Consider the following 26,230-nt stretch of genomic DNA (forward strand, 5'->3'; position numbering starts at 1 on the left):
CAAGAGTGCCTTGGGTGATGGCGTAGGTGCCCACGGAGTTTGCCGTGGTGGCTGTGGTGGCGAGGGCACCGGAAAGGCCATCGCCATTGACCAGGGATCCGGAAGTCACCTTGTAGGTCAGGGTCGGGTTGGTATCTCCGTAGGCACGGGACGTGTTGTCCGCGGTTACGGTGATGGCCCTGGCGGAGACGGTCAGGGTTCCCGATGTATAGCTCAGGGTGTAGTTGCTCGACGCTGCAAGAGTGCCTTGGGTGATGGCGTAGGTGCCCACGGAGTTTGCCGTGGTGGCTGTGGTGGCGAGGGCACCGGAAAGGCTGTCTCCGTTGACCAGGGATCCGGAAGTCACCTTGTAGGTCAGGGTCGGATTGGCGTCTCCGTAGGTGCGGGACTTGTTGTCTGCGGTGACGGTGATGGCGCGGGGATCGACGGTCAGGGTACTTCCTGAGCCGATCACCCGGTAGGTCACCCCTTTGTCACTGGTGACGGTTCCTGGAATGAGATGGGCGCCTGCACCGAGGGTCGTGTAAATTGTGTCGCTGCTCGGTCCGAAGACATAGCGGATCGGGCCACCAGACAGGTTGGTCTGGCTTGGGCTCGCCAAGCTATCGCCATAGGTCATGCTGATCGCGCTGGCCTTGACATAGAGAACAGGGGTCAGCGCATAAAGCTGCGGATAAAACCCGCTGGACGGCGGCGCCCAGGTGGTGTCGAAATCCCAGCCCGACGCACCCGTCTTGAAGCTGTCCGTGTCCTGGAACTGAGCTGTGGTTAGGCCCGTCATCCCCGATGAGGATCCGTTGCCGGCGCCATCTGCTAGGCCCGAGGTGGTGGTGTCCCAGTAGGACTGGGTGATGGTGCCGGTGCCGTTGTCTCCCACAAGGCCGCCTGCATAAGCAGTTCCGCTGCCTGTGGCCGTCGCCGAGACATTTCCGGTTGCATAGGTGTTTTTAATGGTGCCTTCGTTGTATCCTGCGAGGCCACCTGCGTAAAACTTGAAATTGTCAGCGCTTGTTGCTGAGGAGTTTCCGGTTGTATAGGCGTTTGTGATGGTTCCAGAATTGTATCCCACGAGGCCGCCCACGTTAGCATGTTTGTTGCCTTTGGCCGCCGCCGCCCCGGTTGCATAGGCGTCGGTGATGGTGCCGGTGACGGAGTTTTCTCCCACGAGGCCGCCTACGTTAGCTGTGGTGCTTCCTGTCATCGCCGCCGCCCCGGTTGCATAGGCGTTTGTGATGGTGCCGGAGTTTTGTCCCACGAGACCGCCTGCGTAAGATCTGCCGCTGTCTGCTACCGTTATCGTCCCGGTTGCATGGGCGTTGATGATGGTGCTCCCGTAGGCGTTTCTTCCCACGAGGCCGCCTGCGAAACTGTTCCCGGGGTAGAGGGTCGTGGACGAGATGTTTCCGGTTGCATAGGCGTTGGAGATCGTCCCAGCGTCGTTGTCACCCACGAGGATTCCCACGAAGATGGGTATGCTGACGCTTGCCGCCGTAACACTTCCCCCCACAAGCCCGATGTCCCGAATGGTCCCTTTGTTGACCCCGAACAGGCCCCCCCAAAACGCGGTGGTCGCACTGGTGTTCTCGATGGTCAGGCCCGTGATGGTATGGCCCAACCCCGCGAAGGTCCCGGTGAAGCCATTCGCACTATCCACGCCCACCAATGCGTGGTCGTAGGTGGTTCCCGAGGCGTCCAGGTCCCCGGCCAGGGCGTAGGCGCCGCCCAATCCCGTGGTGTCGATGGCGTCCAGCGCTACCATGTCATGGATCAGGGTATAATTGGTACCGTTGATGGCGAGTGTCGCGCCGCTGCCCGACAGGGTGATGGAGGCGCCGGAGGCGATGGAATACTCCTTGCCCGCGCCCGTTGTCAGGACCAGCCCCGCGGTGGTGCCCGAGGCGGTCAGATTGGCGTCGATGGCGATGGCGCCGGCCGCAGCCAGGGTCAGGGTGGTGTTCGCCGACCAGCTCAGGGCGTTGGCCAGGGTGATGTCGCCGTTCTGGCTGCCTCCCGTACCGGTGCTGACGGTGACGCTCGCCGACGCCAGGGCGTTTTGCAGGGTCGAGACATTGATCACGCTGTCGTCGCCCGTGGCGGTGACCCCACCGGTGTCCGTGCCGTCGGAAATGGTGACGTTATAGGGATCGAGCAGCAGGGTGCCGAAGGTCCCTTCTTCCGACGACAGGTCGGTGACCCCCTGGTACGCCAGCTTGGCCTTGCCGGAGACCTCGGCGTTGCCGCCCCTGCCCGCTCCGCCCCCCTGGGCGCTGATGGCCCCCTGGAAGGTGGTCTGTTTGTCCGACCAGAGCACGACGGATCCGCCGTCGCCCTCGCCCGTGGCATCGGCCTTGAGGGTGGTTGCTGCGTCGACGGTGGTGGTTTTGGCGGTCGGGAGGGAGCCCTCGCCGTGCCAGTCTCCGCCCACGCGCACCGATCCACCGCCCGCAGTGCCCGAGGCGTCCAGGGTGGCGCCGGTCAAGGCCACCGTCTGGCCGGTCACCGTGATGGATCCGCCGGTCCCCCCCGTCTCCGTCACCCCGGAGGCGTCCAGGGTGCCCGAGACGGCGGTCGTCCCTCCGGCGCCGCCCCCCAGAACGATGGCGCCGTTCTGACCGCTGACCGATCGGGCCTGGATCAGGCCGTCCATGTTGATGGCCTTGCGCGCCAGCTCCTGCGCCGTGGCGGCGGCGAGGATCACATATCCGCCGTCGGCTGAGATGGTTCCGCCGTTATCGATCAATGTCTGCAGGCTGTCCTTGCCCGAGGAGGGCAGGGCCACCTGCATGAAACCGTCCCCGGAGAGATCCAGGGTGATTCTTTCGCCCGCACCCAGGCCGACTTTTCCCAAGGGGACGGCAATCCGGCCGTCATTGCGGACCGATCCGCCGAGTAGGGCGGCATAGCCCCCGGAGCCGACGGTGATGACACCGTCATTGGTGATCGGGGCCGACGCCCCCTTGCCCTTGAAGGTCAGATCGCCCTTGAGGAAATCCTCGTCGCGGATGTCGAGAGTGGATCCGATGAAGCCGCCCCCCACGGCGACCGTCCCGGTCGAAGTGATGGCAATGCCATTGGGATTGACCAGCAGGACCTGCCCGTTGGCGCTGAGGCGTCCGGCGATGGTCGAGGAGGTCGATCCGGTGACCCGGTTGAGGATCGCCGAACGGGCGCCGGGCTGGTGGATTGTGACGCTGTTGCCGTCGCCGATGGAAAAGCCCTGCCAATTGACAATGGCGCGGTCGCTGCCCTGGGAGATCGTCATGGCGGCGCCCGAGGTCGCGATGGAGGCCTCACCGGAGGTCACGCGGGGATTGGTCGGCAGGGCGTCGCCCGCCATAACCAAGCCCGGGGCTGCGACAAGGGCCGTCGAGGCGAGCAGATGAGCGAGGAAATGAGCGCGGGGGCATCGTGTCATTTGGGTCTCATGCGGGTGCTGTTTTTGTGTGCGAACGAAAAGCTAGATTGATCGGTCTTTATTTTTTATAGGGAGAATTGAGGTAAAGTCAACAAGTCGTTGCCTTCCAGCAACTTTATAAGTTATTGTTTTAAAGTGTAAATAAGTGTTTTATTCAGTAAATGAGTGTAAATACTCTCACGTGAATAAAGGGAGCTGAACGCACCTCAGGTGGGGGCTTGAAGGAGCTCTTTATGTGGTGTGGCGGGGAAAGGAAGGGGGCCAGTCCTCCGATCCAGGCCAAGCTCAAGCCCGCGGTGGAGAGGCGAAGGGGCGTCGGCGATGGTCGGGGCTGGGTTCTCATACCAAGCGGCGCGGGTTGAAACCCACGCCGCTTTTCTTGCGTTCAAACGCCAGGCGGGCTTTTACGCGCCATAAGGCGCGGCGGCCACTTGGCCGCTTCCAAGGTGCGGTGAGGCAAACTCACCGCACCTGGTTATAAGCCCGAGGAAAAGGCTCCCCCATTAATCCACCGCAGTCAGGACGGAGCCGGGGATGTAGGTGCGTTTCAGGGGCATCAGCAGCTTGTAGCGAGTGTCGAAGCGCTCATAATGGGCATAGATCAGGTCGATCAGGGCATTGCCGTCGATCAGGCGGAGGTTTGGTTTTGACCGCTCGAAGTCGCGGGCCTGGGCGCTGAAGGGGCCGAGGGTCACGAACAGGCCATGCTCGCCCAGTTCAACCGCGCCATGGAGTTCCTGCACCTTCGGGCGGCCAATGGGCTCCAAGGTCTGTTTGCATTGGACCTTGATGATTGGGGGCTCGAAACCGAGTTCGTCCTTGTGGGCGATGATGTCGATGCCGCCGTCCGAGGACTGCTTCGTCACCCGGGCGTGATAGCCCATGCAGGTCAGCAGGTGCGCCACGAATTTCTCGAACTCGTAGGGCGTCATCTTCGTCTTCAGGCGCTTGATGATGAAGTCCTCGGTGGATTCCTCCACCTGGATGGAAACCTCATCGGCCGTGTCGGCGTCCACGTCGTCGGCCCCGGTGGACTGGCCCTCCAGGGCGGCGCGGAACTCGTCGGCGTGGGTGGAGATTTGAAAGAGGGTGATCGCCGAGCCGATCTCGTAGAGGGCCGATTGGGAGAAGTCGGCGCGGGGCATGGCGCGCATCCACCGGACTTTTCGACGGTGGGGATAGGCATTCAGAAGGGTGGGATGAAAGACGTAGCCCCCCTCGATCACCCCCAGGTGGACCATGCGGTCGGGTTTGGAGGGATAAACCACCACGTCGCCGACCGCCATGTCGTGGGCGAAGCGGTAGAGCACCCCGGCCTTGACCGGCACGGCCCCCGGCTTTTCCGTGGGATGGGTCTCGGCGAGACGCGCCTTGAAGGCGTCGCGGTTCTTGGGAAGGTCTGCGAGATTGCCCATCTCCGGCCACCCGATGCCGATGAAGCCCTGTTTGATGGGCAGGTCGGCGGCGATCTCGGCCATGTGAAGGCCCCACATTGCTTGGCTCACGATGTAATCTCCCCCTTGCCTTTGATGGTGGACCCAAGTCATTAGAGGTTCAGGCCATCTTTTGTTAAAGCCGAATTTTGCGTCTCTCCCAATCAGAGAGGACCCGATCCAGAAGTTCAAAGAACTCCGGGCCGTGATGCGACACGGCGATGTGGCACAGTTCATGAGTGACGACATAGTCAATCGCATCAAGTGGCACTTCAATCAATCTTCGATTGAGCATCAACCGCAGCGCTGGTGACATCGACCCCCACCGTTGCTGACGTCGGATCCAAGCGGCACGCTTGCGGACTTTCTCTTCGATCGCCGTCATGGGGGCATCCCGAGGAGCCGCGATAACGACGGATGCATCCGGCTCGACAGCGATTTCCAATGTCGCGCGATCGCGCCTGTGAATGGTGAAGTCGATCCAGTGTTCGCCATACTTCTACAGACGCGGTAGCCGACCGACAGGATGACATCGAGGTTGTAGGCGTCGACCTCGCGTTCGACCTGCCTCGATCCCTCGGTTTGAACTATCCGGAATTTCCGGAAAGTTGCCTCCGAATCGCACTCGACCTCGGAAAAGACATTGCGAATGTGCTCGTTCACAGTCCGCACATCCTTGTCGAAAAGCTCCGCGATCTCCCGCTGGCTCAACCAAACCATGCCGTCGATGGCGCGCAAACCGATGGTCGCCGCGTCGTCATCGGTGTTGTAGAGGATCAGTTCACCTTCAGACATCGACGCCCAACTCCTTGAGGTGCTGGGCCATGCGTCTGCGGACTTCGGCCAGTTCGGCCTCGATCACATTGATCTCCTTCTGAAGCGCGGCGACGTCAATTTCTTCTTTCGGTTCGAAGGTGTCGACATAGCGGGGAATGTTCAAATTGAAGTCGTTCTCGGCGATCTCTTCCAGGTTGGCGTTATGAGAATATTTTTCGACCTCGGCCCGCGACGCGTAGGTTTCCAAGACCCTGATGATATGTCCGTCATCCATCATGTTCTGGGTCTTGCCCGATGAGAACTCCTTGCTGGCATCGATGAACAGGACATCGCGTCGCGCCTCGTTCGCGCCCTCCTCTTCCCGGGAGCGGTCGAACACCAGGATCGCCACCGCAATGCCCGTCGTCGTGAACAGGTTGGCGGGCAGCCCCACCACGGCGTCGAGGAGGTTCTCCTTGATCAGCGCTTTCCGGATCCACCCTTCCGCTCCGCCGCGGAAAAGACCGCCATGGGGAACGATCACGGCCACCCGGCCGGTCGGCCGCTTGGTGATCTCGATCATGTGGGTGATCAAACCTTAGTCACCCTTCGATTTTGGCGGGGTGCCCAGCCAGAAGCGCTTGAACGGGTCGATCCCCGTGTCGGCGTTCTCCGCCCCCCACTTGTCGAGGCTGAACGGCGGATTCGCGATCACCACGTCGAACTTCATCAGATGATCGCCCTCGGCCAACGCGGGGCTGTCGAGGGTGTCGCACCATTCGATGCGCGCGGCGTCCTCGGCGTGGAGAAACATGTTCATCCGCGCCAGCGCCCATGTGGCCCCGTTCACTTCCTGGCCGTAGAGGGCGAAGTTCTCCGAACCGACCTCCTCGGCCGCCCGGATCAACAGCGAGACCGCCGTGCGGAACCGATCCAATGAAATCGAGGCCATGGATCCGACCCCGTCTGATTTAACCAACAACAGGCTGTGGCCATGACGCCGTCGCCGCTTTAAGACGGGGGCCGGAGGGATGTAGCCCCCACGACCAAATATCGGCCCAACCAATCTGTGCCAAAACATCACCGATCTGTGCCACACCAGCAACCGCGCTACAAGGGCACCGGACGCTGTCACCCTGTTGACCATCGCCCCATCCGGTGCCGCCGCCTGCCTTCTGCCCTGCCACTTGGGGGATGGGGATCCGGCGCCCGTCCGGCTGGCCGGCTCCAGCCCGGTGGCCCAGCGGGATCTCAGGCTGCTTTCCCATCCGGACCAGCGGGACCTGGCCCGCGTCGTCGCGGTCAAAGCTTGGCTCCTCGACGCCCCGGCACAGGACAGTCAAACCCGGCGCGGCCTCATGCCCCCGTCGAGCGGGTGAGGATGGACGAATCGATCCGGTCCACCGAAGTGACACCGGTCAAGGTCATCGCCACTCGCATTTCCTTGGCAAAGAGGTCAAGGAGGGTTTCCACCCCTTCCCCTCCATCCACGGCCAGGGCGTAGGACGGCGCCCGCCCCAAAAGGACCCCCTTCGCTCCAAGGGCCAACATGCGGATGACATCAAGACCCGAGCGAACACCCCCATCGACCAAAACGGTCATCTCCGCGCCCACAGCCTCCGCAATGGCTGGCAATGCCTGGGCCGTCGAGGGCACCCCGTCGAGCTGGCGGCCCCCATGGTTGGACACGACAAGACCCTGGGCACCGAATCGCGCCGCGTCCTTGGCATCTTCGCCGTCGAGAATCCCCTTGATGATGATATCGCCCTTCCAGAAATCGCGGATCCATTCCAGGTCCGACCAGCCAATGGAAGGATCAAAGTTGTTCGCCAGCCAGCCGACATAATCCGCCAGCCCCGTCACCTTGCCCAGGTAGTGGGAAATATTTCCCAAATCATGGGGTTTCCCCCGGACGCCGACATCCCAGGCCCAGCGCGGGTGGACCATCGCCTGAAGAATACGTCGCTGGGGCCCAAAGGGCCCCGACATACCGGAATGGGCATCGCGGTAGCGAGCCCCGGGGGTGGGCATGTCGACCGTAAACACCAGTTTGGTGACACCAGCGGCCATGGCCCGTTCCAGCACGTTCCTCATGAAGCCCCGATCCTTCAGGACATAAAGCTGGAACCAGATGGGCTTGGCGACCGCGGCGGACACTTCCTCGATGGAGCACACCGAGACGGTGGACTGGATGAAGGGCACGCCTTTGGCCTGGGCGGCCCGCGCGGCTTGAACCTCTCCCCGGCGGGCGAACATGCCGGTCAGACCAACGGGACTGAGCATAACGGGCATGGACAGGGTTTCACCGAACAGGGACACCGACAGGTCAATCTCTCCGACGGCTTTCAGCACCCTTTGCCGCAAGGCCACCCCGCAGAGATCGGAAACATTGGCCCGGAGCGTCTGCTCCGCGTTGGCGCCACCGTCGATGTAATCGAACAGGAAGGGGGGCAAGCGACGCCGTGCCGCTTGCCGATAATCAAGGGCCGAGGAAATGATCATGGGAGTCCTCCTAATCCGGCCAAGCGTCCCTGACAGGATTCGCCGCGCCATTGGTATTTTTTCTTTACCAATGATCCATAATGGATTTTTATTGAGCCATCAAGCGTCCTCTTCCAACCTGGAGACCCCGGTGGAGCCCCTGCGCAACCCGAAACTGGCCGAGGTCATCGCCAGTCACATCGAACACATGATCCTGGAGGGGGTTCTCCGGCCTGGGGAGCGTCTGGCCTCCGAACGGGATCTGGCGGCGCGGCTGGAGGTCTCCCGCCCCCCCCTGCGGGAGGCCCTGGAGAGGTTGGTTCACCGGGGGCTCTTGCGAACCACGCCGTCTGGCACCCATGTGGCCCATTTTCTGACACCTCTCACCTCGCCCTTGGCCAGCCTGCTGCAAGGCAATCCGCAGGTGGTGGACGACTATTTCGAATACCGGGGACTGGTGGAAGGCCCTACCGCCCGTTTGGCCGCACTGCGAGCCACCGAGGTGGACCGCCAAGCCATCCGGGCCTGTCTGGATCGGTTGGAGGTGGCCCATGGGGTGGAGGATCCCAGCCAGGAAACCGACCTGGACGCGGACCTGCACATGCTGCTCTACGAGGCCACCCATAATTTGGTGGTCCTGCAGGTGATGCGGGCCTTTTCGGAGCTGTTGCGGTCTGATGTCTTTTACAGCCGCCACAAGCTCTACCTGTCACCCGGCACCCGGGAAACCCTGCTTGCCCAGCATATGGCCATTGGGGAGGCGGTGATTGCCGGAGAAGCGGACAAGGCCGAAGCCCAAGCCACCACCCATATCCGCTTCACCGCCGAGGCCCTACAGCGCCTACGAGAGGAAGAAATCCGGATCGGGCAATCCCTGCGCCGCGTCGGACGGACGGAGATGCTGGGATAACCTCCCCGCCGCCGGATTTCATTGACCATTATACCAAGTGCCAGACGGGCTTTTACGCGCCATAAGGCGCGGCGGCCACTTGGCCGCTTCCAAGGTGCAGTGAGGCAAACTCACCGCACCTTGGTATTATGCATTTTGGGCGATTGCCCAAGCCCATTTGGGGGCCAATGCCCCCAAACCCCCATTCTTTAGCCCGGGGTTTGGGGCCTTTCGGCCGCAACCGCCCGGGGTTTGGGGCCTTTCGGCCGCAACCGCCCGGGGTCTGGGGCCTTTCGGCCGCAACTGCCTGGGGTCTGGGGCCTTTCGGCCCCGGTGGGGAACGGGGCAAAGCCCCGTAACCACTTTTGCGCAAAACACTTTAGCGTTCGTAAATCGCCGTCAGGGTCACCTTGTCCAGGGTATGGGCGTTGACCATGTAGCCCACCATGGCCGCTGGCACATCCGTCTCCACGGGCAGGCTATCCACATCCAAAGCATGAAGCGTGAAATTATAGTGATGGGGGCCGTGCTTCTCCGGCGGGCAAGCGCCGCCATACCCTAGGGAGCCATAGTCCGTGCGGCCCTCCCGCGCGCCTTTGGGCAGGGCCCCGGTCTTGCCCACACCTTCGGGCAGACCGGTCACAGTGGCGGGGATATCGAAAACGGTCCAATGCCACCACCCCGAGCCCGTCGGCGCATCGGGATCGTAGACCATCAGGGCAAAGCTTTTCGTCCCCTCCGGAGCGTCACTCCAGGACAAGGCCGGAGAAAGGTTCTCCCCCGAGCATCCAAAACCATCATAGGCCTGCCGATCCGGCAAGACCCCGCCATCGGAGAAAGCCGGGCTGGTCAGAGTCATATCCGCCCAGGCCACGGCTGGGGTGACAGCCAAGGTCAGAAGCAAGGACAGGGACGCGAGAGAACCTGTGGGTCGCATGAGCTTTTCCTCCATGATGGTGAGGCAAGCAGTCTAACCAAGACAGCCAGACCGAGCGCGCCCGAAGAGATCGACTTCCGTGCTGATTCGCTCATTCCTCACCCACCGCCCCTCACATCCCCGCGTATTTCAGAAGGTGCCAAGCCAAAGCGAGATCGGAACCGTACCGCAAAACGGGAGGGCGAGGCATAACCGACAGCGGCAGCCACAGCCTCCACGGTCCAATCCACGGTTTGCAGAAGGCTCAGCGCCTGGGTCATGCGCGTGTCCGCGAGAAGGCCCGTGAATGTTTCCCCCTCCACAGCCAACTGTCGCCGCAAGGTCGGTTCACTCATCGCCAAACGCCGGGCCACCTCTCCAGCTTTCCAGGGGTAAGATGGATCCTCCAGGATCACGTCCCGCACGCGATGGCTTGGCAGCCGCTGGGGTTGAGGGCCAAAAACCGCTCCTTCCTCTGCGAGCCAGAGAAGGATTTCCCCCAAACGATGAGCGCGGACCTTTTCCGGATAAGCCTTCGGGTCTGACTGGGCATGGGCGGCGGCCAAAAATGCCTCCTCCATGCCCGGTGACAGGGTCACCGGCCCCAAACGCTCGGGCCCAGTGCGTGTGATGGCCCCACGATCATAGACCCGCTCGACGACCTCCCAAGTCAACGGAAGGGCCTCAGCCCTGTAAAAGGTAGAGGGTCCTGGTCGATTCTCGATAGAAAGGGGTGTCTGGCCGGGGATCAGAATGGCGGCCCCCTCAGGAACCTCAAATCGGCCCCTTGCGGTCAAAAGACCTTTGGTCCCAGCCCGGACAACCACAACGGCAGGGCTTGGTGACATGAGGCGATGGAAGAGAGCCTGCCGAGTTTGGCGGATAGTCAAGCCGGGTGGAAAGGCGTCAGTGCCGGTGGATCCGTCCATGGACCGCTCCAATGGTGTGGTCGGGCAAAACGGGGGCCACAGTCACACACCAAGATCCCCGCCGCAACGACACCTTGGTTCAGGCCTGTTGCCCCAGGGAGACCACGCCGTCCTTCCGATTAACCGCATAAACACCCCGTTGACCGGGTATGGGCTTGAAGGCTTGAGTCACCCCCAGAACCGTCTCCGCGCCACCCAGGTACAAGACGCCGTCATCCGGCATTTGCTTCTGGATACCTTCCAACACCTTGGATTTGGTCGGCTGGTCGAAATATATCAATACATTTCGACAATAAACGATGTCAAACTGCCCAAGAGCTCCCAGGCTCTCGAGTAAATTCCACTCTTTAAACTGAACCATGTTTCGAATGGTGGAATCTATTTCCCACATCTCGTCTTTCTTTTTGAAGTACTTAACGAGAAGTTGCATAGGCATGCCACGCTGGACCTCGAACTGAGAATAAAGCCCAGCGCGCGCCTTCTTCAAAATGTCTGAAGAGAGGTCTGTACCAACAATCTCGATCCGCCAGCCGGCGAATTTGGCGGCCTCTTCCTTCAGGATCATCGCCAGAGAGTAGGGTTCTTGACCACTGGACGCCGCCGCACACCAGATCCGAAAAGATCGTTTGGACGCGCGTGTCTTTAATAGATTCGGTATGACCACCTGGCGGAACTGGTCAAAAGGCTTGTTATCACGGAAAAAAAATGACTCATTGGTGGTCATCGCTTCAGTGATTTCCTTCTCCAGCGCCATGTCCCGGCGCCGGAGTTGACCTATGAGATCGTCCAAACCCTTGAAACCGCGTTTACGGGCCAACGGCATCAAGCGGCTTTCAAGCAAATAGGACTTGTCCTTGGTCAAGACCAAGCCCGATTTGTCCTTTAGCAGCTTGGAGATATAATCAAAATCTTCCGGTTTCATGCTATCAGCGCTTGTTCGCGGAACGGTGAATATACGCGGCGATATCGGTCAACGGCAGCACAGCGGAGCAAGCGCCAATTTGTGCCGTCGCACCGGGCATCCCCCATACGACACTGCTGGCCTCATCCTGGGCAATCACAGTTCCCCCCGATTCGGCGATAACCATCCCCCCCTTGGATCCATCCGCGCCCATACCCGTCAACACCACAGCGAGGGCCCGGCGCCCGTAGAGTTTGGCCACCGAGCGAAACATGGGGTCCACTGCGGGACGACAGAAATTCTCCGGCGGCCCTTGGTTCAGGCGTAGAACTTTTTCCACTCCCCGGCTTTCTATCACCATATGGTAGTCCCCCGGAGCGATGTAGATCTGCCCGCCCTTTACAACGTCCCCATCCTGGGCTTCCTTGGCTGCGACGCCGGCCACACGCTCGACATGCCCAGCCAGAATGGTGGTAAAGGTAGCAGGCATATGCTGAGTCACGATGATGGGTTGGCTAGGCCAGCCCAATTTGCGGAGGTCCCCGAAGACAGAGAACAGAGCCTGGGGTCCTCCCGTCGAACTTCCGATGGCAATGATATCCGGTCGGTCGCTGGAGGGCTGACGTAGGGTAACGGGCCCCGCCTGCCGTTGGGACAAGGCCGTCACCAGGGGTTTTCGCTCCTGATCCGGCGTCCGCGCCGTGGGTGCGCGGCGCCCCAGGGCCCTCCGTCTGGCTCCCCCAAGGGCCTTCACCTTATCGACCAGTTCCCGCCGAAAATCAGCTCCGCTGGACAACTCCCGGGAGGTGGTGGGTTTGGAGATGTATTCGGAAGCCCCCATCTGCATGGCCTTCAAACTGACCTCAGCGTTTTTCAGGGTCAATGTGGAGGCCATAATGACTTTCACATCGGGCTTTTTCTTAAGCAGCTGTGGCAGGGCCGTAAGGCCATCCATGATCGGCATTTCAATGTCCAAAACGATGACATCAATCTCATGCCTGTCCAGCGCCTGTAGCGCCATTTGGCCATTGCCAACGGAGGCCACGACCCGAATGCTTGGATCTCCCTCCAACATACGTGTTTCGAGCCCTCGCACCACAGCGGAGTCATCGACCACCATGACCTGGACCGGTTCGCCAGAAGAGCCGACAGTCGTCGAACGGGACAAACCTGGCCGACCGGTATTTTGGGACGGTATCGCCACCCTGATTTTTTCCTTTCGCCCTCGGTCCTACGCGTCCAACAAACCAACCTGCTGGAATTTCGCCGCCAGGATCTCGCTATCAAAGGGCTTCATAATGTATTCGTTGGCTCCGGCTTGGATCGCTTCTTGGATATGATCAATGTCATTCTCCGTCGTGCAGAAAACCACGACCACGTTTTCGCCATCGGGAAGTTTGCGAAGTTCTCGCAGAAACTCGATGCCGTTCATCACAGGCATATTCCAGTCCAACAGCACAGCCGTAGGCAGGGCGCTCTTACAAGCGTCCAAGGCGACCTTGCCATCCTCGGCCTCGATGGTTTCAAACTGAAGTTCCTGAAGGATCTTCTTGGCCACCATGCGAATGACCTTAGAGTCATCGACGATCAGACAGGATTTCATTGGTACTCCTTGCCCTCGACCGGCATCTGTTCACCCAGAACCCGCCGAGGGGAGGATGATTAGGCCGCTTTCCGTTCTAGGTCCCGAGGTTCGATCGAACCTCGATGGGAATGTGTTTCTCGATCTTACCGGTGCCAACGTGACCCACGCAACACCCGGTGCGCCGACCGAGGCTTTCCTTGGCTTTCATTGCAGAACTCCAAGGTAGAATAAGACCGCCTTACGAAGATACCGGACTTGGGCAGACTTGACCACGCCCTCTCTGCCCTTAGGGCCCCTTGACGGTGTTTTGTCCGGGGCCCTTGCGACCAAGGGCGTTTTACATGCCTTCTTCGGCAAGGGAGGATTGACCACCGACCAATTGCCCCAGGACTTCTAACAGACTATCCCTGTCGAATTTAGCCACATAGTCATCAAAGCCCGCATCCCGACCGCGTACCAGATCCTTTTCCGTCGCGTGACTGGACAGGGCAATTAAAACGACATCCTGCCACCGGCCTTCCAGACGCACCGCTTCAGCGAAGGCAAACCCATCCATGCCACCCATTTCGATATCGCTGATGATTGCGTCATAAGCATGACCCTTGTCCCGCATTTCAAGGGCTTTTTCTGCGGATTCAACCGAAGTCACCGCATAGCCCGACACGGACAACAAGGGTGTCAGGAGGTTCCGGAAGAAGGGACTATCATCCACCAACAGGACCTTTGCCTGCCCCTTTTTATCCTGACCATAGGCCTCGGCGGAGTTCGACCCGAACCAGTCACCGAAAGCCTTCGTCAGGTAGAACCCCGTATCGATGATATCGGTCGCTTTTCCATCGATGACAGCCGTGCCCACAACCCCCTTCAGGTCGGCGCGCAGCTCCACCTTCAGGTGGTCCTCGACGATATCGACGATTTCATCCACCACCAAACCCATGGTCCGATCCCGATCAGAGAAGACCAGCACCGGCTGGCGCCCTTCGCCGACCAAATCCACGACATCATTCACGCCCACGAGGGGCATAAGTTGGCCACGGTATTGGACAACCGGTTTCCCGAAGGAATGTTCCACCTTGGCAAGCTCAATCTCCTCAAGCCGCGCGACCAAAGCCAGGGGCACGGCTTTCAGGTCGTTGCCTCCAGCTCGGAAGATCAACATAGAGGTCCGATCCTCGCCGACGACCGCATGGGACACGGCAGCCTCACTGGCAGCCGAAGAGGATCCCATGGTCACCTCTCCCGTGGAACTGGCAATACCGTTGGGGTCCAGGATCATAATGACGCTGCCGTCACCCAGGATCGTGTTCCCAGAGAACATCGAGACATGGCGCAGAATCGGGGCAACAGGCTTGACCACGATTTCCTCGGTATCAAAGACCCGGTCAACGATAATACCAAAGGTATAAGTGCCCACTTGGCTCACGACGATGAAGGTTTCCTCGCGCTTGGTCTCGTCCTTGCCGTTTTCTTCCTCATCATGTTCGTGATCCAGCTTCAGGATCGCAGACAGGGAAACCAACGGCATCAGGCGATCGCGCAAACGCAGGACCGGCGCATTGTTGATCTGCTCTATCGCCGTTTCCGAGTTCGCTGTGACACGCACCAATTCGAGAACGGAGATCTGGGGAATGGCGAACCGTTCACCAGAAGCCTCGACGATCAGAGCCGAAACAATGGCCAGGGTCAGCGGAATCTTGATGACAAAGGTCGACCCCTTGCCCGGCCAGGTTTTCAACTCGACCGTTCCACCGATCTTCTCGATGTTGGTTTTCACCACATCCATACCAACACCACGACCGGACACGGCGGTCACCTTCTCGGCGGTGGACAGACCCGCACGGAAAATAAACTGGGCCACCTGCTGATCGGTCATATTCTCCAACTCAGCCTCGGTCACCAGACCGTTGGAAAGAGCCTTGGCGCGGATGCGTTCAAGGTTCAACCCCCGACCATCGTCAGAGATCTCGATGATAATATGACCGCCCTCGTGGTAGGCGTTCAGCTTGACCACACCGGTTTCGGGCTTACCCAGGGACACCCGCTCATCGGGATATTCCAGACCATGGTCGCCGGAGTTCCGGACCATGTGCGTCAGCGGGTCCTTGATCATCTCCAGGACCTGCCGGTCCAATTCGGTATCCGCACCGTACATCTGAAGATCGATCTTCTTATGCATTTCGATGCTGAGATCGCGCACGATCCGAGGCAGCTTGGCCCAGGCGTTACCGATGGGCTGCATGCGCGTCTTCATGACCCCTTCCTGAAGGTCGGAGGTGATATGAGAGAGCCGCTGCAAGGGAGCCACGAACTCGGAATCATCGCTGCCACGAACCATCTGGAGCAACTGGTTCCGCGTCAGCACCAGTTCGGACACCAGGGTCATCAGATTTTCAAGGACTTCGACATTCACCCGGATGGACTGGGACGCGACTGAGCTTTCCTTCGTCTCCCCCCCACCCTGTGGGGCCTGTTCCACTTTGGCAGGCGGCTTGGCTGCCGGAGCGGGCGGTTTCGGGGTGGGCTTGGGTGGTGGTGGCGGCGGAGCGGTCGCTTCCTTGACGGGTTCAGGCTCGGGCTCGGGTTCAGGCTTGTGTTCAGGTTTGGGCGCTTCCGCCTCCTGTTCGGCTTCCATCGCGGCCGCCATCTCTGCCTCAGTCGCGGCGCGCTTGCCGCTGGAGACAGCCTGTTCAACCTCGGCCAACAGTTCGGCGGCAACGGGAAAACCCTGCTCGGACAGGATCGGCCCACCGGCAGGGGATTCGGCCGCCGTGCCCGACGAGATGTTCATCGGTGGCGGCACCTTCCCCTCGGCAAAGGCGTTAAGCTGCTCCTTGAGATCTTTATCCTCCCCTTCCGGTTCCACTTCGTTGGATTCCAGGAAGGACAGGATCTCCTTGATACGGTCGATAGTATGCAAAATGACCGTCACCGCCTCGGCCGTCACTTCCAGATCACCGTCCCGGAATTTACCCAGAACGTTTTCTCCTGCGTGGGCCAGACTTTCGAGCCGGGGCAACCCCAGGAACCCACAAGTTCCCTTGATGGTATGCACCAAGCGGAAAATATTGGACAGGATGCCCTTATCGTTGGGATTCCGCTCCAGATTCACCAACTCCACGTCAAGAGTCGCAAGACTTTCCGAGGTTTCCGTTAGAAACTCGCTGAGCAGATCGTCCATCCCGGACCTCCTTGGTGTGTCCCGAACCGAACGCGCTCCCGTTCGGCCCGCGAACGGCGCGGACCCGATGGCCCACCCGCTCTTGATTTATTTCCTTTGCGGCCCCCTTGACGACGGGGCAACAGGTCCCGGGCATTTATTGTCCGCCACCCCAGGTCACTTCAAGCCTTTGACCTTGGGAGAGCGTCTCCGAGACAAGATCAAGATACCAGACCTCATCTTTAACAGTTCAGGCTCCTGTGGGAAAGACCCAAGTACATATACCAAAAGATTAGTCACTTTGTTATTTCGACAGAATAACAAAGTGAGCCTTCCCCTCCTCCAAGCGAGCCGACATCCTGTCCTGCTGATCACACCCCCGGCAAGGGGGGTGGGGTGAAACGCAACGTCCCTTGACGACCGGGAGGCAGGTCGACAATCCCCCCCAATGACCGGATCAGGCGAGCGGCCAGATAGGCCTGGGCTGTCCTCGGATCCAAATTTCCAGCCTCTCCCGCCAAGGCGGCGCGCCAGATCTCGCCCAGCTCTCCGCCCCCCTCAGCCGTGATCAGAAAGGCATCCCCAGAGGCCTCCATAACGATACGATTGGCCCTCGGCCAAGCCTCGGCAACCACCATGGTCAGGTTGATCAAAATGCGGTTCGCCTCTGCGCCAGGATCGGCCACACCAGACAATTTCGCGTCCAAAACCTTACCCATACCATCGAGTCCCGCCGACAGTGCCGCCAAGGCATCCCCCAGGCTCGGCGAGCGGCCCCGGGCCACCCCCATGGCCATGCGAGACAATTTCAGTCGGTTCGCTGCACTACGCGCACTCCCGGCCAAAAGCTCCAGGGTTTCCGGGTCGGCCACCCCATTCTCCTCTTCCAGCAGCTCGGCCCCGGTATTCACAGCCCCAACGGGACCGGCCAAGTCGTGGCACAAACGGGTACAGAGCAAAAGGGCCAGATCTAAGTCAAAATCAGAGGATTGGGGCAGGTGGGAAGAGGGGCTCACGGCGAAGATCCTTGATTTCAGCGGCTCAAGACGGGTGGGCGGACAGGCAAGCGAACTGGAGAAGGCGTGACAGGGGTAAAGCACCCCGGGTTTTGTGGGGGCAAACACCCCTTACAGCTGACACGCTCCATCCTTAGGACTACAGACCTTAGGACCAAAGAGAGCGAAGTCGTCCTGCGACTACGCCAAGTGGGGATTCGGCTCAAACAGATCTCGTAAGTGTTACCAGCCCCGGGACCATCGGAGCAAGTCGCCCCGTGCCTGGCAAAAGCGCCGAAGAGGCCCCATCTGCAGGAGACAGAATTCCCCTTGGCATGGAAGGTCACCGCCATGACACCCTTTGACATGGTCCCCGGCGCCTGGGTCCGTCTTCCAGCAAAGCCGGAATGGGGACTCGGGCAGGTCCAATCCGCCGACGGCCCCCGAGTCACCGTGAATTTCGAACAGGCGGGCAAGCAATTGATCCGTGTCGACAACGCCACCCTCCTGGTCGTCGATCCCCCTGACTCCCCCTCCTAATATGGGTCATACTTGAAAAGCATACGCATCCCGGCTAGGTAACGGGGATCGGGATCACCGTGACCCCGGGGGAGGGGACGCCTCCCACTGCGGGAAACGCCCTCCGGCCCCTGGATCAGGTGGCGGCCGGATCGAGCAGGAAGGAACCGTCGCATGTGTCTGCGCAGCATCGCGCGCAACGCCATTGGCTCCCTAGCCGGAGCCATCATTCTCGTGGTCGCCATCGACGGCTACGTGAACACCATTGACCCCCGAACCGGTCAGGCCACACCGACAGCAGTCGCCACGGCCCTTGCCAATGCGGCGAGCGGAGGGGGGGCCTCCGAGGCCGCCGCCCCGACCGGTCCCCAGGATCCCATTTCGCTGATCATGGCGGCCACGCCCGACGCGGAGAAAAAGGCTGTCAAAGCCTGCGGAGCCTGTCACACCTTCGATGAAGGCGGTCCCAACCGGGTCGGCCCCAACCTGCACGGCGTGGCGGGTCGTCCCAAAGGCTCCCATGAGGGCTTTGCCTATTCCGATGCCATGCTGGCAAAGGGTGGGGATTGGACCACTGAAGACCTGTGGCACTTCCTGGAATCCCCCAAGGATTTTGTTCCGGGCACCAAAATGGGCTTTCAGGGCTTGAAGGATCCGGCGACCCGCGCTGCGGCCATCGCTTATTTGCGCTCCCAGACTCCCAATCCCCCGCCCCTGGAAGCGCCGCCCGCCACGGACGCCCCCGCTGACGCGGCTGGCGACTCGACCGCCGCCCCGGCTGCGGATGCCTCCGCCCAGGATACGCCAGAAGACGCCGCTCCGCCGGTTCCGGCCAACTGATCCGAGCCAAACGAAAGGATAAGAAGCAATGGGTTTTCGTCGTCAGTTCGGCAGTTGGCTCGTCGGTTTTATCGCCCTGGGAGGGTTTCTGCTCGCCCTGGCCTATGCCGCCGCCCACGCGGCCTTAGGGAACCAGGGCTACTACGTGGCCTGGGTGACCGCCCTCGCCTGTGTCGCCATCATGGTTACCCTGATCGTCCGCGCCCAGAAAGGCTGCGTCCCCGCCCTGGAGTGGTCCCTGCCCGCACCAGACCCCAACGCCGATGTCGAGGACATCGCCGACCTGCCGGGCAATTGGCTGACCATCGCCTATATCCTGGTCTACGTCTCGGCGGTTCCGGTGGTGATCCTTGGGTATTACCCGGTTCTGGCGGCCCTGGCCGTCATCCTGACCCTGCTGATGATCCTGAGCCGTCGCAGCTAGATCGCGGCGGTTCAAGTCGGGGCATGCGGCTTGAGGCCGCTCCTCCCCCAGCGAAAACCGATCCACCGACCGGATGGGGCGTCAAAAAACTTTGCGACGCCCCAGACACGGCCCCACATGGGTATCATGACTGAAACCTCTTCCCTCCTCTCGGCACCCCGAACCCCGGCGCGCCAGCCCCTGATCGACCCCTTCGGTCGCGCCGTGACCTATTTGCGGATATCCGTAACCGACCGGTGCGATCTGCGATGCCGGTATTGCATGGCGGAGGACATGACCTTCCTCCCTCGCAAGGATCTCCTCAGCCTGGAAGAGTTAACCCATGTGGCCAATGCCTTCATCGACCGGGGCGTGACCAAGATCCGCATTACCGGGGGCGAGCCCCTGCATCGGCGGGGAATCGTATCCTTGATGCAGACCATTGGAGAGCGCATTGGCTCCGGGCCAGATCAGGGCCTCGAAGAGCTGACCCTGACGACCAATGCCACCCGTTTGCACAAATTCGCCAACGACTTGGTGGCCGCTGGAGTGCGGCGCGTCAATGTTTCGCTGGACACCCTGCGGGCCGACCGCTTCCACCATATCACCCGGCGGGGCGATTTGGACAAAGTGATCCATGGAATGGACGCCGCCAAGGCCGCTGGCCTGAGAGTCAAGGTCAATACCGTGGCTCTGCGGGGCATCAACGACGATGAAGTCGATGACTTGATGGCTTGGTGTGGGGAACGGGGCTTTGATCTGACCTTCATTGAAACCATGCCCTTGGGCGCGGTGGACGACGACCGGGTGGACCACTACATGTCCCTGCAGGAAGTCCGCGACAGACTGGCCCGCCATTGGACCCTGACGGAAAGCACCCACCAGACCGGGGGCCCTGCCCGCTACATGGATTGCGCCCAGACAGGCACCCGGCTGGGCTTCATCACTCCGCTCAGCCATAACTTCTGCGAGGGCTGCAATCGGGTCCGCTTGACCTGCACGGGGACCCTGTATCTTTGCTTGGGGCAGGACGACAGTGCCGATCTCCGCGCCGTTTTAAGGAGTCCAGAAGGCTTAGCCGACCCAAAAGCCGCCCTCGACGCAGCACTGGACGAAGCCATCGGACGCAAACCCGAAGGCCATGATTTCATCATCGACCGGGAGCATGCCAACCCAGCCGTTGAGCGGCATATGAGCACCACTGGCGGCTGACCCCTCCCCCTCTTGCTTGTATTCCCTGGGGACGTCCTGGTTTCCGGGCGCTATACTCTTCCTATCCTGTCTTCCGGTTCGGCCCCAGCAGGCGAACGGACACCTCCGGTAATCCCCTCGGATTCATGCCACGATGAGCGTCCAAAACATCGCCTTTGTCGCCGCAGAGACTCCACGAGCCCAAGAAGCACTGCGGCGCCTGAAGCACAGGTACGGCCATGTCCCACCAGACTCAGCCGACGTCATCGTCGCCCTGGGAGGGGATGGATTCATGTTGGAAACCCTCCATGCCCATATGGAGCGACGCCCTGCAATCTACGGCATGCACCGGGGAACAGTGGGGTTCCTGATGAATGCGTTCCAAGAAAATAATTTACCCGAGCGCCTAGCCGCAGCAACCCCCGTGAAACTGCACCCTCTGGGCATGCGGGCCACGGATATTCATGGGATCACCAAGGAAGCCCTAGCCATCAACGAAGTGGCCATGCTCCGCCAGAGTCGGCAGGCGGCGAAGTTACAGATTCGCGTTGACGGCAAAACCCGACTGGAAGAGATGATCTGCGACGGCGTTCTGGTCTGCACGGCTGCGGGCAGCACGGCCTATAACGCCTCGGCCCATGGACCAATCCTACCCATCGGTTCCAACGTCATGGCCGTGACCCCGATCAGCGCCTTTCGGCCCCGCAGATGGCGCGGCGCTATCCTGCCCGATACGGCCGAGGTGGTGATCGAAGTCAACGAACTGGACAAACGTCCCGTGTCCGTCGCGGCGGATTATACCGAAGTGCGCGACGTGGCCCGGGTTGAGATCAAAGAACGGAGACGCATTTCCCTGACATTGCTGTTCGACCCCGAACACAATCTCGAAGAACGAATCCTCAGCGAACAATTTTCCCCCTGAGGCTGTCTTCGCCCTCTGCCAGCCCCCCCCACGGGACACGACAGCGCCTCGTCTATTTTGGGCGATTGCCCAAGCCCATTTGGGGGCCAATGCCCCCAAACCCCCATTTTTGTTCTTAGCCTGGGCCCTGGGGCCTTTCGGCCAAAAGTAATAGTTTAGGGCCTTTCGGCCCCAGTGGAGGACGGGGCAAAACCCCGTGACGCCCCCCACTGTCGTAGACAGTGCGCCCCCCACTCCTCCTCTCGAACACCCGAGCAAGGGGTGTCTTTTGGCCCCTTATTCGGGAACACCCAACCTGACCTACCTACGGACTGACGCCTTAGCGAATTCCCAGTACAGTTCTCGGGCCTTCGTATAGAAAGGTCCGGGAGCGAAAGCCCGGTCTTCCAGCTTCACACAAGGCCCGACCTTAGAGTAATTGCCGGTACAGAAAATTTCGTCCGCATCAAGAAGTTCCAGGAAACTCACGGCCCGTTCCACGACCTCAACCCCGGCCCCGCGCAGCAGGGCAATGACCCGCTGCCGGGTCAAACCATTCAGGAACGTTCCATTGGGCGCCGGAGTGATGACCCGATTGTCCTTGGCAAAGAACAGGTTGGTATAGGAGAACTCCGCAACGTTCCCCGAGGGATCGAGCATCACACCCGTGTCAAAGCCCTTGGCCTGGGCCGCAGCAACGGCCCGTCCAACGTTGGGATACAGGCAACTGGCCTTGGCTTCCGTGGGGGCCATGTCCCGGGCAGGGCGACGGAAGGGCGTACTGCAAGCGGTGAAGCCCTGCGTCCCATCCGGCATGGGTGCTTCCCAGATGTTCAGCACAAATTTTGTACTATTGGCTTCCGGCGTAATGAACCCCAACTCTCCCCAGATCATGGGGCAGATATACAGGTCGCTCACCTCGGGAAAATGGGTCTTGAAATGACCGATTCCCTCCCAAGCGAGGTCAGCGATTTCCGCCCCGGTCAGGCAGGGGTTTAGACCCATTAAGCGAGCGGACAGGATGACACGCTCACAATGAGGTTCCAAATCCGGCGCCATGCCATCGAAATAGCGCGCTCCGTCAAAAACCGTGGAGGCCATCCACAGACCATGAGTGCTGGGGCCAGCAATCGCGGGGTTGCCTTCGTGCCACTCTCCATCCACATAGACTAGAGACTTACGACTATCCTTCGCGGCGCCATGGAGCGACATGGTCCGTATCTCCCATTATATTTTTCGCGGATGTCCCTAGACGCGGATGTCCCTAGACAAGGACACGGCGTGATCCGCCAGGGTTTGATGATCAGGCTCCGGATCACAATCCACCGCTGGGGGAAGCGGAACGGAGCTGGAGGAAGAGAGATTAGCCCCGGACAAGCCCCACTGTCCACCCGGCGAGAGTCAGGACCGGTGCAAGGGAGGAATGCAACAAAGCCCCCCTGGTACCGCAGGCGATCCTGGTGTAGGAAATGGACCATGAACGCTCAAGAAATCTATCACATTTGTACCATCTCTGCCTGGAAGTCCGCTGTCATGGCTGGCACCTACGCCGGATCCGACCTGGATCTGCGGGATGGTTTCATTCATTGCTCGGCTGCGGAAACGGTTGAGGAAACGGCTAACCGGTTTTTTTCAGGCCGGGAAGACCTGATCCTTCTGATCATAGACCCCAAACGGGTTTCAGGCCTGTTGAAGTGGGAACCCGCTCCGGACCGAGCAGATATCCTGTTTCCCCATATCTACGGCACCATTCCCCTGGAAGCGGTGACGAGCGCCGTCCCCATGGCCCCCAACCGGGATGGCGTGTTCCGTCTGCCAGACCCCCGGGACGGGATCTTGCCCCTCTAAATCACGATAAAATCAGATGGTTGGAACGGAATGAAGACGGAAAAGCAGTGCCCACTTTTCCTCATTCCGCTCTCAAATGGCCCCCGGCCATTCCATTCTCCTTCTTCTCAGGGAGTCCCCCATGGTCGATTGGTACCCTCTCGCTTGGCCCCTGATCCGCCGCCTGGATCCGGAAAAGGCCCATGGAATGGCTCTATCGGCCCTTGAATCGGGATTGCTCCGGGGTTCTGCCTCTCCGACAGACCCTCGGCTAGAGACCACCCTTTGGGGCCGCCGATTCCCCACCCCCATCGGCTTGGCCGCAGGCTTTGACAAGGACGCCCGGGTTCCCGGCCCGTTGCTCGCCCTAGGTTTTGGCTTTGTCGAGGTGGGCAGCGTCACCCCCAAACCCCAGCCCGGCAACCCCAAGCCCCGCCTGTTCCGGCTGGAAGGTGACAGCGCCGTGATCAATCGCATGGGGTTCAACAATGGGGGAATTGAGGCCATGGCCGAGCGCCTGTCCAAGGCCCGCCCCAGGGGCATTCTCGGGATCAACCTGGGAAAGAACAAGGACACGGAGGACGCGGCAGCCGACTACGAAAAGGGCATCACGCGTCTGGCCCGCTTCGCCGACTATTTGGTGATCAATGTTTCTTCTCCAAACACCCCGGGTCTGCGTGCCCTTCAGGGACGGGGCCCGCTGGAGGCGCTGGTCGATCGCTCCCGCGCCGCCCTGAACGCGGCCATGCCGCAGGAAACCCGCCCCCCTCTGTTGCTGAAGGTCGCCCCCGACCTGACGGAGGAGGACATGGCCGATATCGCGGCTGTGGCTCTGGCCGGAGGCTTGGATGACGGCCTTGATGGCCTCATCTGCACCAACACGACCATTGACCGCCCGGCCAACCTTACCTCCACCCAACGGGGCGAAACGGGGGGACTCTCCGGTGTCCCCCTATTCGCGCCCTCGACTGGGATTCTGCGGCGCATGGCCGAACTGACCGAAGGTCGCCTGCCCTTGGTCGGCGTCGGCGGCGTGGCCTCGGGCCAGGATGCCTATGCGAAGATCCGCGCCGGAGCCAGTCTGGTACAGTTCTATTCTGCCATGGTCTATGGCGGCCCCCATTTGGTGACCCGTATCACCGACGAACTCGCCGATTGCCTGCGGGCCGATGGTTTCACCTCTGTCACCGAAGCCGTTGGCGCCGATTTAACCTGAAGACCATCCCCATCCCCATTCCCTATCCCCCTTTCCCTGTCGACGACCAGAACACGAAGGACTCTTTTCCATGACCGACGCGGCCCAGGCGCCCCTCCATCTCGACGGCCTTTCCCAGATAGCGCGCAACTACGATGGGTTCGTTATTGACCTTTGGGGGGTGATCCACGATGGCGTCACCGCGTATTCCGGTGCGTCGGATACCCTGCTCGCTCTCAAGCGCATGGGCAAACGCACGGTGCTGCTCAGCAATGCCCCTCGCCTGGGACGACTGGTATCCGATTTGATGACCACAATGGGCATCGACCGGGACCTTTATGACGCCATCATGACCTCGGGTGACGCGGTGAACCTGGAACTGCTGGGGCGGAAGGATCCCTTCTTCGCCGAGTTGGGTGACACCTGCTACTTGATTGGTCCGGACCGGGATGTGAACGTCCTGGAGGGTACGGGCGTGACCCCTGTACGAGACCCCAAACAGGCCAGTTTCGCCCTCTGTTCAGGGCCACGGAACTTCTCCGACGGGTTGGACGTCTACCGGTCGGAACTGGAGGCCTGTGCCACAGAAACACTCCCCATGATCTGCTCCAATCCCGATATGGAGGTGATGCGCAATGGTCAGCGCGTGATTTGCGCCGGAGCTCTCGCCGCCGTCTATCAGCAGGACTTGGGTCAAACCGTCGTCTTCCGGGGCAAGCCCGACCCCGCAATTTATCGACTGGCGATCGAAAAGCTCGGCTTGCGAACTGGGGCGCGGGTGGCTGCGATCGGGGATGGACTGCACACGGATATGCCCGGTGCCAAGGCTGCAGGACTTGATGGGGTGTTCGTAACCGGTGGCTTGAACGCTGCCCCGCTTGGTGTGGCCCATGGCGAAAAGGCAGAACCAGAAGCAATCGACGCCCTGCTTGCCGACCACAAGGCCACCCCAGTTGCCACCATACCCGGCTTTCTTTGGTAAAGCCTTTCCAGGTCTAGAGTATTCCGAGATCAAGTTGGATTGCTTCGCGACCAAACTTGATCTCGGAATACTCTAGCAGTGTGTCTGAGAATTTTTTCTGGGACTTTGCTGTCGGCATGGTCTGAAGGAGGGCAAGGGGCGCGGTGCCCCCCTTCAGACCCGGATAAGTCACGCCCTTGTCGGCACACTTCTTAAATAGTGAGTGATAATAGAGAGTTATACCCAGGTGCGGTGAGTTTGCCTCACCGCACCTTGGAAGCGGCCAAGTGGCCGCCGCGCCTTATGGCGCGCAAAAGCCCGCCTGGCGTTTGAACGCAAGAAAAGCGGCGTGGGTTTAAACCCGGAAAAGTCACGGGACCATCGCCCGACCTTAGAAAATATGAATGATAACAGTGAATTAGGTTATCATGGGGGGAGCGTGAAAATTTACAGGGTGTTTTTCGGGAATGCGTTTTTTCGATCACGGCAAAAGGCAGGTTCTCGCAGCCTTTGACCCGGAAAAGTCACGGGACCATCGCCCGACCTTAGAAAATATGAATGATAACAGTGAATTAGGTTATCATGGGGGGAGCGTGAAAATTTACAGGGTGTTTTTCGGGAATGCGTTTTTTCGATCACGGCAAAAGGCAGGTTCTCGCAGCCTTTGACGGAGGTGACATCACCTCGGACGCGGGTGCGGTCCTGTTACGGGAGACGGCGGAGCGCCTGAACCTGTTTTCCCGCATGGCAATCTGTTTTGAGGATCGGCGTGCACAGGATCAGGTCACCCATACATTGCCCAACCTGCTGGCCCAACGGGTCACAGGCATCGCGCTGGGCTACGAGGATCTCACCGATCACGACAGCCTGCGCCACGATCCCCTGCTGAAGCTCCTGGGCGAGGCTGAACTCAAGGGAAACGAACCCCTCAAATCC

24 protein-coding genes and 1 pseudogene are annotated in these 26,230 nt (G+C 60.5%); 11 read left to right on the top strand and 14 right to left on the bottom strand.

All coding sequences use genetic code 11. The features are described 5' to 3' along the window. The 5 genes and pseudogenes from ACLIRY_RS24935 to ACLIRY_RS24955 all read right to left on the bottom strand — a co-directional run. A partial coding sequence (locus tag ACLIRY_RS24935) for a beta strand repeat-containing protein (RefSeq protein ID WP_413208136.1) occupies positions 1–3,415 on the bottom strand: 3,415 nt, incomplete at its 3' end. Positions 3,416–3,918: 503 nt separating this feature from the next. Further along, entirely contained in the window at positions 3,919–4,920 is a 1,002-nt protein-coding gene (locus ACLIRY_RS24940; RefSeq protein ID WP_413208137.1) for a restriction endonuclease, read from the bottom strand. Between the two features lie 64 nt (positions 4,921–4,984). Then, the gene (locus ACLIRY_RS24945) at positions 4,985–5,233 is read right to left on the bottom strand and encodes a M48 family metallopeptidase (protein WP_413208138.1); all 249 of its coding nucleotides are present in this window, start codon (positions 5,231–5,233) and stop codon (positions 4,985–4,987) included. Further along, entirely contained in the window at positions 5,230–5,643 is a 414-nt protein-coding gene (gene rhuM / locus ACLIRY_RS24950; protein WP_413208139.1) for a RhuM family protein, read from the bottom strand. The genes ACLIRY_RS24945 and rhuM overlap by 4 nt, the downstream gene beginning before the upstream one ends. Then, a pseudogene (locus ACLIRY_RS24955) lies at positions 5,636–6,751 on the bottom strand (N-6 DNA methylase). The gene rhuM and the pseudogene ACLIRY_RS24955 overlap by 8 nt, the downstream one beginning before the upstream one ends. On the opposite strand from ACLIRY_RS24955, the gene ACLIRY_RS24960 reads away from it, so the two are divergent. Further along, positions 6,744–6,983: a hypothetical protein gene (locus ACLIRY_RS24960; RefSeq protein WP_413208140.1), complete on the top strand. Its 240-nt coding sequence runs from the start codon at positions 6,744–6,746 to the stop codon at positions 6,981–6,983. The pseudogene ACLIRY_RS24955 and the gene ACLIRY_RS24960 sit on opposite strands and share 8 nt — an antisense overlap. Here ACLIRY_RS24960 and lldD read toward each other — a convergent pair. Continuing rightward, positions 6,961–8,106: an FMN-dependent L-lactate dehydrogenase LldD gene (gene lldD, locus ACLIRY_RS24965; RefSeq protein WP_413208141.1), complete on the bottom strand. Its 1,146-nt coding sequence runs from the start codon at positions 8,104–8,106 to the stop codon at positions 6,961–6,963. The genes ACLIRY_RS24960 and lldD overlap by 23 nt on opposite strands. Positions 8,107–8,197: 91 nt before the next feature. Here lldD and ACLIRY_RS24970 point away from each other — a divergent pair, with 91 nt between their 5' ends. Continuing rightward, the gene (locus ACLIRY_RS24970; protein WP_413208142.1) at positions 8,198–8,995 is read left to right on the top strand and encodes a FadR/GntR family transcriptional regulator; all 798 of its coding nucleotides are present in this window, start codon (positions 8,198–8,200) and stop codon (positions 8,993–8,995) included. Positions 8,996–9,353: 358 nt separating this feature from the next. Here the strand turns inward: ACLIRY_RS24970 and ACLIRY_RS24975 are convergent, their stop codons facing one another. The 7 genes from ACLIRY_RS24975 to ACLIRY_RS25005 form a co-directional block, all read right to left on the bottom strand. After that, complete coding sequence (locus ACLIRY_RS24975) at positions 9,354–9,911, bottom strand: YbhB/YbcL family Raf kinase inhibitor-like protein (RefSeq protein WP_413208143.1); 558 nt, start codon at positions 9,909–9,911, stop codon at positions 9,354–9,356. A 98-nt stretch (positions 9,912–10,009) separates the two neighbouring features. Further along, positions 10,010–10,819 carry a helix-turn-helix transcriptional regulator gene (locus ACLIRY_RS24980; protein WP_413208144.1) on the bottom strand — a complete coding sequence of 270 codons (810 nt, stop codon included), beginning with the start codon at positions 10,817–10,819 and terminating at the stop codon, positions 10,010–10,012. A 79-nt stretch (positions 10,820–10,898) separates the two neighbouring features. Continuing rightward, the gene (locus tag ACLIRY_RS24985) at positions 10,899–11,741 is read right to left on the bottom strand and encodes a CheR family methyltransferase (RefSeq protein ID WP_413208145.1); all 843 of its coding nucleotides are present in this window, start codon (positions 11,739–11,741) and stop codon (positions 10,899–10,901) included. A gap of 4 nt (positions 11,742–11,745) precedes the next feature. Continuing rightward, positions 11,746–12,840: a protein-glutamate methylesterase/protein-glutamine glutaminase gene (locus ACLIRY_RS24990; protein WP_413208159.1), complete on the bottom strand. Its 1,095-nt coding sequence runs from the start codon at positions 12,838–12,840 to the stop codon at positions 11,746–11,748. Positions 12,841–12,951: 111 nt separating this feature from the next. After that, positions 12,952–13,323: a response regulator gene (locus tag ACLIRY_RS24995; protein WP_413208146.1), complete on the bottom strand. Its 372-nt coding sequence runs from the start codon at positions 13,321–13,323 to the stop codon at positions 12,952–12,954. 319 nt (positions 13,324–13,642) lie between these two features. After that, complete coding sequence (locus tag ACLIRY_RS25000; RefSeq protein WP_413208147.1) at positions 13,643–16,483, bottom strand: chemotaxis protein CheW; 2,841 nt, start codon at positions 16,481–16,483, stop codon at positions 13,643–13,645. Positions 16,484–16,833: 350 nt separating this feature from the next. Then, complete coding sequence (locus ACLIRY_RS25005) at positions 16,834–17,478, bottom strand: histidine phosphotransferase family protein (RefSeq protein ID WP_413208148.1); 645 nt, start codon at positions 17,476–17,478, stop codon at positions 16,834–16,836. Positions 17,479–17,808: 330 nt separating this feature from the next. Between ACLIRY_RS25005 and ACLIRY_RS25010 the strand changes: the two genes are divergently transcribed. The 5 genes from ACLIRY_RS25010 (at position 17,809) to ACLIRY_RS25030 (ending at position 21,332) form a co-directional block, all read left to right on the top strand. Beyond that, positions 17,809–17,997 carry a DUF3553 domain-containing protein gene (locus ACLIRY_RS25010; protein ID WP_413208149.1) on the top strand — a complete coding sequence of 63 codons (189 nt, stop codon included), beginning with the start codon at positions 17,809–17,811 and terminating at the stop codon, positions 17,995–17,997. Positions 17,998–18,150: 153 nt separating this feature from the next. Further along, positions 18,151–18,816, top strand: a complete 666-nt coding sequence (locus ACLIRY_RS25015) for a c-type cytochrome (RefSeq protein ID WP_413208150.1) — start codon at positions 18,151–18,153, stop codon at positions 18,814–18,816. Between the two features lie 28 nt (positions 18,817–18,844). After that, the gene (locus ACLIRY_RS25020) at positions 18,845–19,240 is read left to right on the top strand and encodes a hypothetical protein (RefSeq protein ID WP_413208151.1); all 396 of its coding nucleotides are present in this window, start codon (positions 18,845–18,847) and stop codon (positions 19,238–19,240) included. A gap of 126 nt (positions 19,241–19,366) precedes the next feature. Then, a complete protein-coding gene (gene moaA / locus ACLIRY_RS25025) occupies positions 19,367–20,431 on the top strand; it encodes a GTP 3',8-cyclase MoaA (protein ID WP_413208152.1) in 1,065 nt (354 codons plus the stop codon). Between the two features lie 133 nt (positions 20,432–20,564). Further along, the gene (locus tag ACLIRY_RS25030) at positions 20,565–21,332 is read left to right on the top strand and encodes an NAD kinase (RefSeq protein WP_413208153.1); all 768 of its coding nucleotides are present in this window, start codon (positions 20,565–20,567) and stop codon (positions 21,330–21,332) included. A gap of 300 nt (positions 21,333–21,632) precedes the next feature. Here the strand turns inward: ACLIRY_RS25030 and ACLIRY_RS25035 are convergent, their stop codons facing one another. Then, a complete protein-coding gene (locus ACLIRY_RS25035) occupies positions 21,633–22,523 on the bottom strand; it encodes a branched-chain amino acid aminotransferase (protein WP_413208154.1) in 891 nt (296 codons plus the stop codon). A 264-nt stretch (positions 22,524–22,787) separates the two neighbouring features. On the opposite strand from ACLIRY_RS25035, the gene ACLIRY_RS25040 reads away from it, so the two are divergent. The 4 genes from ACLIRY_RS25040 to ACLIRY_RS25055 form a co-directional block, all read left to right on the top strand. Beyond that, positions 22,788–23,159 (top strand): DUF952 domain-containing protein, encoded by a 372-nt coding sequence (locus tag ACLIRY_RS25040; RefSeq protein WP_413208155.1) that lies wholly within the window; start codon positions 22,788–22,790, stop codon positions 23,157–23,159. Between the two features lie 121 nt (positions 23,160–23,280). Beyond that, positions 23,281–24,354 (top strand): quinone-dependent dihydroorotate dehydrogenase, encoded by a 1,074-nt coding sequence (locus tag ACLIRY_RS25045; RefSeq protein WP_413208156.1) that lies wholly within the window; start codon positions 23,281–23,283, stop codon positions 24,352–24,354. Positions 24,355–24,424: 70 nt separating this feature from the next. Next, positions 24,425–25,315 (top strand): TIGR01459 family HAD-type hydrolase, encoded by an 891-nt coding sequence (locus ACLIRY_RS25050; protein WP_413208157.1) that lies wholly within the window; start codon positions 24,425–24,427, stop codon positions 25,313–25,315. 600 nt (positions 25,316–25,915) lie between these two features. Continuing rightward, positions 25,916–26,230, top strand: a 315-nt coding sequence (locus tag ACLIRY_RS25055; protein WP_413208158.1) for a transposase, incomplete at its 3' end; no start/stop codon positions are given.

This window comes from Rhodospirillum sp. A1_3_36, assembly GCF_047263945.1.
GTDB lineage: Bacteria > Pseudomonadota > Alphaproteobacteria > Rhodospirillales > Rhodospirillaceae > Rhodospirillum.

What these genes read in the sequence shown, in the direction of transcription:
- ACLIRY_RS24945 (WP_413208138.1), bottom strand. Translation starts at nt 5,233, where the DNA reads ATGACGGCGATCGAAGAGAAAGTCCGCAAGCGTGCCGCTTGGATCCGA.
- rhuM (WP_413208139.1), bottom strand. Translation starts at nt 5,643, where the DNA reads ATGTCTGAAGGTGAACTGATCCTCTACAACACCGATGACGACGCGGCG.
- lldD (WP_413208141.1), bottom strand. Translation starts at nt 8,106, where the DNA reads ATGATCATTTCCTCGGCCCTTGATTATCGGCAAGCGGCACGGCGTCGC.
- ACLIRY_RS24975 (WP_413208143.1), bottom strand. Translation starts at nt 9,911, where the DNA reads ATGCGACCCACAGGTTCTCTCGCGTCCCTGTCCTTGCTTCTGACCTTG.
- ACLIRY_RS24980 (WP_413208144.1), bottom strand. Translation starts at nt 10,819, where the DNA reads ATGGACGGATCCACCGGCACTGACGCCTTTCCACCCGGCTTGACTATC.
- ACLIRY_RS24985 (WP_413208145.1), bottom strand. Translation starts at nt 11,741, where the DNA reads ATGAAACCGGAAGATTTTGATTATATCTCCAAGCTGCTAAAGGACAAA.
- ACLIRY_RS24990 (WP_413208159.1), bottom strand. Translation starts at nt 12,840, where the DNA reads ATGGTGGTCGATGACTCCGCTGTGGTGCGAGGGCTCGAAACACGTATG.
- ACLIRY_RS24995 (WP_413208146.1), bottom strand. Translation starts at nt 13,323, where the DNA reads ATGAAATCCTGTCTGATCGTCGATGACTCTAAGGTCATTCGCATGGTG.
- ACLIRY_RS25000 (WP_413208147.1), bottom strand. Translation starts at nt 16,483, where the DNA reads ATGGACGATCTGCTCAGCGAGTTTCTAACGGAAACCTCGGAAAGTCTT.
- ACLIRY_RS25010 (WP_413208149.1), top strand. Translation starts at nt 17,809, where the DNA reads ATGACACCCTTTGACATGGTCCCCGGCGCCTGGGTCCGTCTTCCAGCA.
- ACLIRY_RS25015 (WP_413208150.1), top strand. Translation starts at nt 18,151, where the DNA reads ATGTGTCTGCGCAGCATCGCGCGCAACGCCATTGGCTCCCTAGCCGGA.
- ACLIRY_RS25020 (WP_413208151.1), top strand. Translation starts at nt 18,845, where the DNA reads ATGGGTTTTCGTCGTCAGTTCGGCAGTTGGCTCGTCGGTTTTATCGCC.
- moaA (WP_413208152.1), top strand. Translation starts at nt 19,367, where the DNA reads ATGACTGAAACCTCTTCCCTCCTCTCGGCACCCCGAACCCCGGCGCGC.
- ACLIRY_RS25030 (WP_413208153.1), top strand. Translation starts at nt 20,565, where the DNA reads ATGAGCGTCCAAAACATCGCCTTTGTCGCCGCAGAGACTCCACGAGCC.
- ACLIRY_RS25035 (WP_413208154.1), bottom strand. Translation starts at nt 22,523, where the DNA reads ATGTCGCTCCATGGCGCCGCGAAGGATAGTCGTAAGTCTCTAGTCTAT.
- ACLIRY_RS25040 (WP_413208155.1), top strand. Translation starts at nt 22,788, where the DNA reads ATGAACGCTCAAGAAATCTATCACATTTGTACCATCTCTGCCTGGAAG.
- ACLIRY_RS25045 (WP_413208156.1), top strand. Translation starts at nt 23,281, where the DNA reads ATGGTCGATTGGTACCCTCTCGCTTGGCCCCTGATCCGCCGCCTGGAT.
- ACLIRY_RS25050 (WP_413208157.1), top strand. Translation starts at nt 24,425, where the DNA reads ATGACCGACGCGGCCCAGGCGCCCCTCCATCTCGACGGCCTTTCCCAG.